The organism is Streptomyces sp. NPDC004721 (assembly GCF_053601495.1).
In genome coordinates this window covers 1-9356 of record NZ_JBSGBZ010000115.1, presented here as the reverse complement: position 1 = coordinate 9356, position 9356 = coordinate 1, and the positions used below count along the sequence as shown (strand labels likewise).

Below are 9356 nucleotides of genomic sequence, written 5' to 3'. Positions count from 1 at the left end.
CAGCACCACGGCACGAACCTGGGAAGACCGTGAAACGAGCCGAAACCCTCACCGAACACGTCCGCCTGAAACAGCAGCGGGGATAAAAATCAAGCCGAGAGGACGGTCCTTGAGCGCCCAACTGAGAGACATCGCAGCGCAGTTGGCAGACATGCTCTGGCGTCAGCACACCGTGTACCGGGAGCGGGCCGGGGGTGTGGTCATCCGGGGAGAGCATGTGCAGCGTTGGATCAGTCTCGCCCCCTCGGGTCGCAAGGACGAAATCCTGCTCCGTGCGGGCCGTATCCTCGACGGCGGCACCACCGCTCCGGCGCGTTCGGAGACTGTCGTCCCGCTCTGTACCGGCACCGGCGAGCTCGCCACGGCCTGCCGCCGCCTGCTCGCCGAGACCGCCGCCGACGCCGCACCGCCCGCCCCGGCGGCTCCCGGCCGGACCGAGCAGTCCGAGGAGCCGAAACGGCCCGGGCGGAAAAGGAAACGGATGAGTCTCGCCTCCTGGACGATCCTCGCCTGTGCGGTCGGCGTCGTCGCCCTGTACGCCTACAGCACTGCGACGACAGGCACGCGCTGAGTTGTTGGTGTCTTTCCGACCTTGAGAGAGGTGCGTCGAACGGCACTCCCGTTCGCGTGGTCGCGGGGCGCTTGACGCATGCGGGTGGGGCCTCCTGAACAGCTCGTTGGTGCCGAATCACCGAGCAACATCAGGAACCCCTGACGCCGCAGTGTTCCGTGTCGATGGCCGGCCCGTCCAGTTCCGTCGCCCTGGAGTGTGACTGCCTGGCTCACCGGTTGGGAAACGCTGCTGACAACGGGTGTCTGCGGCCGCGCTACCCGACGGACATGTCGGACGCGGAGTGGGCGGCCATCCGGCCGCTGCTGCCGATGCCGGTCTGGACGCGCGGTCGGGGTGGCCGGCCGGAGGTGTACTGTCACCGGGCGATGCTCGATGCCCGGCCTGCTGCTGGGAGTGATGGTCACCGCCGCGGATGTCGGTGACCGCATCGCCGCGCAGGTGCTGCTTGAGCAAGTCGCAGGCCCGGTCAGGGCGTGGGCCAAGACCGCGACGCTGACGAAGTCGGCGGTGGCCTACAACGCCGACTTCGTCCTCAACCTCGACGACGAAGCCGGGGTGCAACATGGTGGAGGTCTTCGACCGCGCAGATTGCGGCTGGACCGGACACCGAGACCCCGACAGGGCCGCCCGCACACGGCGGACGATCGAGGACGCCGCCCGCTGGCCGATCTCCAGCACCGGTGCGGCAGAGCGTTCGGGCCGCGCCCAGACCTGATCGCCTAGTCGGTTTCCCCGACCAGGGACGCGAGGTGATCGAGGAGCCGGTCGAACTCAGGGGTACTGGTGAACTCCTGGTGCTCCTCGGCCTCGGCGAGTTCGTGCTGGATGTCGCGGACCCGTTTGCGTACGTCCTTGGTCTTGTCCTTCCCTTTCCGTCCACCCTCAGCCAGCTTGTCCTGGGCTTGGGAGACCTTGTGTTCCAGATCGTCGGCGAGGTGCGGGGCGAGCCGACCTTCGCCGACGGCAGTGCTCAGTTCCTGAGACACCTGGGCGAGCAGCACCCCCGGGTCGTTCGACAACGCTGCGGGAGTGTCGACGGCAGCGGACGGGCTTGGCGAGGGCGAAGCAGAAGGCGACGAGGAGGCAGGGGCGGTGGTTGACGACGTTGCTCCCTGGGTCGCGGAAGGGGAGTCGGCAGCGGAGTCCGGCTGGAAGAGGAGGTATCCCACGGTCGCGAGGGCGGCCGCTGCGAGTCCCGAGATCGCTGCCGTGCGCGAGCGGGAGCCACGCCTGCGGGATCGTCGTGTGACAGGAGCCGGCAGCACGGCCGTGCGTCCCACCGCGGCGGCCGGTCGTGAGGGCGGCGGTGGTGTGGGCTGCGCCGTCGCGGCCGCGCTCGACCTTCCCGCAGCGGACAGCCAGTCCGCGACCTGTTCGGCACCGGGGCGCGCTTCCGGTTCCTTGGCGAGCAGCGCCAGGACGAGTTGTTCGAGCTCCACCGGAAGCTCTGCCCCCATACTGCGCGGCGGTGCGGGCAGCTCCTGGACGTGCTGGTAGAGCAGTGCGGTCGGGGTGTCCGCGCGGAAGGGCGGGTGCCCCACAAGGAGCTCGTACAGGACGCAGCCGAGCGCGTACATGTCGGCGGCCGGGCCGGCGTCGGTTCCGAGGGCTCGTTCCGGAGCGAGGTAGGAGACAGTTCCCACGATCATGCCGGCACTGGTGAGCCCGGCCGCCGTGTTGTCGGCGAGGCGGGCGATACCGAAGTCCACCACCTTGACCGTGCCGTCGGGGGCAATCAGAAGGTTGCCGGGCTTGATGTCGCGGTGGATGACGTTCTGCCGGTGTGCGGCGGCCAGGCCTGAGGCGGTCTGGCCCCCGATGGCGGCCACCTCGCGGGGCGTGAGCGCCCCCGCCGAGGCCAGCCGGTCGGCCAGGCTGCACCCCTGGACCATTTCCATGACCAGGTACAGACGATCGTCGGCCTGGCCGAAGTCGTAAATGGCGACGATGTTAGGGTGGTTCAGGCGAGCGGTCGTCTGCGCCTCCTGCCGGAAGCGGGCTGCGGCCGACGGGTCGATGCCGCCGGCCAGGAGCAGCTTGACCGCGACCGGACGGCCAAGGACCTCGTCTCGCGCGCGCCAGACCTCCCCCATCCCCCCTCGGCCGAGGAGCTCCTCGAGCTGGTACCGAGCCGCCAACAGCACGCCGAACGCCCTCCATGTGGACTGCCAGGACCGAACCCTGCCAGGCCGGTGAGCGCCAGGGTTCTTCTCGCTCGCGACGAGATACCGCCCCGTCAAGGTCAGCGACCGTGCGGCAGCCGGACCGCCGGCGCACACCGACGGGGGTCCCATTTCCAAGATCGCAGCAGGCTATCAGAACCCCCGCCCACCAGTTCGACGAAGCAAGCACAGAGAGTGACGCCTTGTTCACGTGCCAAGAGCGCGGACTCCTGCATCCGGGCGCCCGTGCGGTGCCTTCGCGGACTGGACACGCCGGGCGAACTCGGCCGCAGAGCGCTCGCTCACGCCGACCTGGCGCTCAAGCCACGCAACCATCATCAGCTCTCGCAGGTCGGCCCTGGTCTCGCATCCGGGCCAGTTCATGAGGCCGAAGCCGTACCTCCCGCATGGGCTGCCTTCACCGGCCCCTTCCAGGCACCGCTGACCTGTGAGGACTCAGCTGTCCCATCGTCGGCAGGTCGCCACGAGAGCCGGCTCCACAGAAGTTGTGCCAGAACTGGCTCTCGTGAACAAAGCCAGGTCTGCGCATGGTGACGCAACTGGGCAGAATCAAGGGCTTGTTCGGCCGACGGCTCGACGAACTGGACAGCTGCTGCGAGCAGGCCGTCCAAAGACGTTCTGCGCTACCCCAGGCGCGGCGGCGGCAGAACCGAGTGGCTGACCGAAACCGACGTCGCCACCGCCTACAGGGCACGGTTCACCGCAGCCGCCGAGCGTGAGCAGCGCCTCGTCGATACCGAAGAGGACCTTGTCGACGCCCTGGCGGCTCGCACCACACCGCATCTGATCGTCACCGTGGTCCCTGAGCAGGCCGGCGACATGGTGATCGATTCCGTGCCGGCTGATGCGGGCCAGGCTCGCCCTCACCGCGTGGCGGCCGTCAACGACTGAGGCAGATGAGGCCGCGCTCTGGCTCCACGCATGTCCGGAAATCACTCTACTCAGCAGACGTTACGTTCTCTTTACTGTTGCGGACACGTCATCCGGGACCAGCCCGGACGACGAATACGAACCCCAGTAACCCAAACCCCCCACGTGGTCTGAGACATCCCTGGTTTGCCTCGGCAAGGAGGAAATGTCCCATGCGACGTACACGACGAAGAACGCTACGAGCGGGACTGGTGGCAGTCCTGGCCATGTTGGCCCTGCTCGTCGGTGGCCTACCAGCCACGGCGAAGCCCGACGACACGGCGCCCGCCGCACCCGCAGCCAAGCCGGCCGCGAAGGCGGACGTACGCGATGCACTGCAACACGACCTCTCCCCAAAGCTGCGTGACATCTCCGCGAAGCCTGGCGGCACCAAGCGCAGCAGCACCAAGCCCTCCGCACAGCCGGCCCGTTCACTGGAGCGCGCCGCCGTCAACCCGTCCGCGAAGGAGGGCAGCAGCAAGGTCCAGCGTGGCTTCACCGCCAGCCAGGTACCCGAGTTCAAGGCCAACTTCGAGGGCGTCGGCAACGTCGACGGGGTGCTTCCGCCGGACACCAACGGCGATGTCGGCCCCAACCACTACGTCCAGATGGTCAACCTGCACTACGCCGTGTTCGACAAGAGCGGCAACAAACTGCTCGGGCCACTACCGGGCAATGCGGTCTTCGCCGGCTTCGGCGGACCGTGCGAGACCAGGAACGACGGCGACCCGGTGGTCCTCTACGACGAGACCGCCGATCGTTGGATGATCACCCAGTTCGCCCTGCCGGGCGGATCCGCCGGCAACCACCAGTGCATGGCGATCTCGCAGACCCCGGACCCGACCGGGGCCTTCTACCGGTACGACTTCCTCTACCACCAGACCCGGATGAACGACTACCCGAAGTACGGGATCTGGCCGGACGCCTACTACATGACCACCAACGAGTTCGCGCCGTCCTTTGTCGGCGCCGGAGCGGTGGCCTTCGAACGGGAGAAGATGCTCGCCGGCCAGCCGGCCCGGATGGTGTACTACCACCTCGGTCCGGACTTCGGCGGCCTGCTGCCCGCAGACGCAGAGGGTCAGGCGCCGCCGGCCGGGGCACCCAACCCGTTCGTCATGTTCGACGACGACGCGTGGGGCACCTCGCCCACCGACCGGCTGCTGATGTGGGACTTCCACGTCGACTGGACCAACCCGGCGAACTCCACCTTCGGCAACAACCTGGCCCCGAACCGGTTCCTGGAGACCGCACCGTTCGACTCGAACATGTGCAACGGCGCCCGGTCCTGCATTCCGCAGAAGGACACCTCGGCGCGGCTGGACGCGATCTCCGACCGGATGATGTTCCGGGCGGCCTACCGCAACTTCGGCGACCACGCCTCCATGGTGCTCAACCACACCGTGGATGTCGGCGGCGACCACGCCGGCGTACGGTGGTACGAACTGCGCAGCAACTCGCCCACCAATTGGGCCATCCATCAGCAGGGCACCTATGCGCCGGACGGCGAGCACCGGTGGATGGGCAGCGCGGCCATGGACGTCAGCGGCAACATGGCCATCGGCTACTCGTCATCGGGCAGCACGTCCTTCCCGTCGATCCGGATGGCCGGGCGACTCTCCGGTGACCCGCTGGGCGAACTGGGGCAGAGCGAGCGGACCCTGATCGCCGGGACCGGCGCACAGACCCACTCGGCGTCCCGCTGGGGCGACTACAGCTCGATGTCGGTGGACCCGGCGGACGGCTGCACCTTCTGGTTCACCTCCGAGTACCTGTCCCAGACCAGCTCCGCCAACTGGCAGACCCGCATCGGTGCGATGAAGTTCCCCAACTGCGTGAACGGCCCGCGGGGTGAGGTGACCGGCAAGGTCACCAAGTCCGGCGGCGGAGCGATCGCTGGTGCGACCGTACGCGTCGGCGGTAGCGGCACCATCACCGACGACCAGGGCGAGTACAAGCTGACCCTGCCGGCTGGTCAGCACGAGGTGACCGCTTCGGCATTCGGCTACGCGTCGAAGACAGAGACGGTGACCGTGCCGGACGGTGGCGCGGTGACGGCGAGCTTCGCGCTCGACCCGGTTCCGCTGCGCAAGGTCAGCGGCGTGGTGAAGGACGGCTCCGGGCATGGCTGGCCGCTCTACGCGCGCATCGACGTGGCCGGCAAGCCAGGCGGCCCGGTCTTCACCGACCCGGCGACCGGCGCGTACAGCGTCGATCTGCCGCAGGGGGCCGCGTACGGCCTGACGGTCAAGTCGATGTACCCGTCTTACCAGCAAGGCACGGCACAAGTCACCGTCAGTGACAGCAACCTGGTGCGGAACTTCGACCTGGCGGTCGAGACCTCCTGCGACGCCACCGGGTACAAGACCGGCTACAGCGAACCGGTCGTCACCGAGCAGTTCGAGTCCGGGGACACTCCGGCCGGCTGGAGCGTGGAGAACACCACCCCCAACGGCGGCTGGAACTTCTCCGACCCGAAGAACCGGGGCAACCTCACCGGTGGCAGCGGCAAGTACGCGATCGCGGACAGCGACAACGCCGGTTCCGGCAAGCCGATGGACACCGCGCTGATCACCCCGGCGATGGACCTGTCCGCCGTACCGGCACCGGTACTGCGGTTCAACACCGACTACCGGGCACTCGGCGGGTTCGCCGACGTCGACGTGAGCGTTGACGACGGCACGACCTGGAAGAACGTGTCGCACTGGACCAGCACCAGCCGGCGTGGTCCTGTGCTGGAGGAGATCCCGGTGCCGCAGGCGGCCGGGAAGTCCGACGTGCGGATCCGGTTCCACTACCAGGCCACCTACGCATGGTGGTGGGAGCTGGACAACGTGTCGATCGTCAACCGGTCCTGCGACCCGATCCCGGGTGGTCTGGTGGTCGGCCGGGTGCTGGACGGCAACACCAGCGCCGGGGTCAACGATGCGACAGTGACCAGTGAGGACAAGCCGGCGGAGAAGGCGGTGACCGGGCCGACTCCGGACGACACCAAGCTCGGCGACGGCTTCTACTGGATGTTCTCGACCCTGACCGGAAACCACCCGTTCACCGGGGCGAAAACACAGTACAAATCGGTCACATCCACGGTAGATGTGGCGGCTGACCAGGCCACGCGGGCGGACTTCGCACTCAAGGCGGGCCGGCTGACCATCACCCCGTCATCGGTTGAGGGCAGCCTGACGCTGGGCCAGACCAAGACGGCGACGGCGACAATCCGCAACGACGGCACCGCACCAGCCACGTTCGAGCTGTCCGAACGGGCCGGCAACTCCGACATCCTCGGTACGCATGGCGCGCGCCTGCAGAACCTCCGGGTCAAGGGGGGCGGCGTATCGCCCGCCTGGCGGGGCGACAGCCAGCCCGGTGACGTCCTGGAGCCGTCGCCGTACGCACCGCCGTGGATCAACACGGCCAACTACCCCATCAAGGTCATGGACAACGCCGTGGCCGCATACGACGGAAAGGTGTACTCGGTCGGCGGAACCGACGGCGCCGCCAACCTCGCCAACAGCTACGTGTACGACCCGCCGGCGAACACCTGGACGAAGATCGCCGACATGCCGGCGGCCCTGGAGAAGCCGGCAGCAACGTTCGTCGACGGCAAGCTCTACGTCTTCGGAGGCTGGGACCCGTCGGGCAACACATCGGCGAAGGTCTACGCCTACGACCCCAGTACCAACGCGTGGGAGACCCGGGCCAGCGCCAACCCGGCCCCGCGGGCCGCGCCCGGCATCGGGGTGGTCGACGGCCAGATCTACCTGGTCGGCGGCTGCGTGGACGGAACCTGCAACAAGTCCAATGTGACCGTCCGATACAACCCGGGGGCCGACACGTTCACCACGGTCGCCGCGTACCCGGTCGCGGTCGCGTGGCAGGGCTGCGGCGGGATCGACGGCACGCTCTACTGCGCCGGCGGCAACGGGTCGACGACGCTGAAGAGCACGTACGCCTACAACCCGGGCGCGAACGCCTGGACCCAGATGGCCGACCTGCCGGTCGACTTCTGGGGGGTGGCCGCGGACAGCGCGAACGGCCTGCTGTTGGTCTCCACCGGTGTCATCAACAACTCCACCACGGTCACCAACCAGGGCTGGGCGTACGACCCGGCGGCCAACACCTGGTCGGCGCTGCCCAACGCCAACTTCGCCCGCTACCGGGCGGGTGCGGCGTGCGGGTTCGTCAAGGTCGGTGGCTCGACCGGCGGCTTCACCCCGACGCCGGACAGCGAACTGCTGCCCGGTTTCGACCAGTGCGCCACTGTCACCGACGTGCCGTGGCTGTCCGTGTCCCCGACCTCGGCGACGCTGCAGCCCGGGCAGAGCATCACGGTGAACGTGACGTTCGAGGCCTCCACGGCGGCGGGCGTGCAGCAGCCCGGCAAGTACACCGCCCAGCTCGGCATCAAGTCGGACACCCCGCCCGTGGCACCGATCGACGTGACGATGACCGTGCAACCGCCCAAGGACTGGGGCAAGTACACCGGCACCGTGCTCGGCGAGGACGGCAAGGGCGGCACCGCTCCGCTGGCCGGAGCGACCGTCCAGATCAACGCCGCGACGTCGAGCTACACCCTGCGGACGGCCAAGGACGGCACCTACGCCCTGTGGTTCGACACCCGCCTCAACCCGGTCACCGTGATCGTGACAAAGGACGACTACAAGCCGGTGACCACCACGGTGAAGCTCAAGAAGGGAGAGACGACGATCGGCAACTTCACGCTGAAGAAGAGCTCGTGACCCTGTCCGCGTGAAGACCACACGGGCCGGTCCCTCGGGACCGGCCCGTGTGCCACGGCCGGACGCTCCCCGGCGACCACCCACCCTTCCCCTCCAGCGCCCACCTGATCACTGCCGCCTGGCCGTCACCCCCATCGTCGTGCTGGACAACAGGCACGTCGCCGCACTGATCGGGACTACGGGTCGGCGGCGCCACCGACCCACCCGTCATCGCCATCACCCGCGGCATCCAACTCCGCCTGATCGACCTCCTCGGGCCGGAACCCACACACCCCCGCTGGCCGCAGGCCTGATTCGATTTCACCCTCCGTCAACGTTGAAAGACGGGGTGACTGAGACGATGCCCCGGTGAACTACTTCTCGAATTCCAGCATCGGTCCTGGTCATGACCAGCAGCACCTCCCGGAGCCCAGACCGGCCGAGCCAGAAGCACTGATACTGATGGTTGACCCGCCCTGCCAGCCTTTTCCCCCGAGCGTAATCGGCAGGGGTCAGGTCTACGTGGCGATGTCCGACGGCCGTTGGCACGGCAATTCGGTGAATGCGTGCGACCTAGAGGAAGGCGACCCGCCAGAGCCGGACGATGCAACGACGGTCCTGACTGTGGTCGCAGGTGCGGCGCAGTCGACCATCATCGAGGTACCTCTGAGGAAACCCCTGCTTTCAGGCTGGGGAGGAATCGGACTCCTGCGGAGCAGGGCAGGGAGTGGCGAATCGCCGCTGGGTGGTTCGTTGTCCACCGCCCGGATTCCAGCAGATCGCCACGGGCTGATTTGATAGTTTGTGAGGTATGACGGCCATTCAGGTGAAGCGGGCGTTCAAGTACCGTTTCTATCCGACCGATGCGCAGGCGGCTGAGCTGTCGCGCACGTTCGGCTGTGTGCGCAAGGTCTACAACATGGCGCTCGCGGCCCGTACCGAGGCGTGGGCGCGGCAGGAGCGGGTCAACTA

Annotated in this window: 5 protein-coding genes; 4 read left to right on the top strand and 1 reads right to left on the bottom strand. The window is 67.9% G+C overall.

Features of this window, described 5'->3' with window-relative positions; all coding sequences use genetic code 11:
* Positions 1-151: 151 nt before the first annotated feature.
* Complete coding sequence (locus ACWEK3_RS41440) at positions 152-571, top strand: hypothetical protein (RefSeq protein WP_453252172.1); 420 nt, start codon at positions 152-154, stop codon at positions 569-571.
* 375 nt (positions 572-946) lie between these two features.
* Positions 947-1297, top strand: a complete 351-nt coding sequence (locus ACWEK3_RS41435) for a hypothetical protein (protein ID WP_453252170.1) — start codon at positions 947-949, stop codon at positions 1295-1297.
* Here ACWEK3_RS41435 and ACWEK3_RS41430 read toward each other — a convergent pair.
* A complete protein-coding gene (locus tag ACWEK3_RS41430; protein WP_453252169.1) occupies positions 1294-2718 on the bottom strand; it encodes a serine/threonine-protein kinase in 1425 nt (474 codons plus the stop codon). The genes ACWEK3_RS41435 and ACWEK3_RS41430 overlap by 4 nt on opposite strands.
* Before the next feature lie 1121 nt (positions 2719-3839).
* Between ACWEK3_RS41430 and ACWEK3_RS41425 the strand changes: the two genes are divergently transcribed.
* Positions 3840-8405: a carboxypeptidase regulatory-like domain-containing protein gene (locus ACWEK3_RS41425; protein WP_453252168.1), complete on the top strand. Its 4566-nt coding sequence runs from the start codon at positions 3840-3842 to the stop codon at positions 8403-8405.
* Between the two features lie 790 nt (positions 8406-9195).
* Positions 9196-9356, top strand: a 161-nt coding sequence (locus ACWEK3_RS41420) for a helix-turn-helix domain-containing protein (RefSeq protein ID WP_453252171.1), incomplete at its 3' end; no start/stop codon positions are given.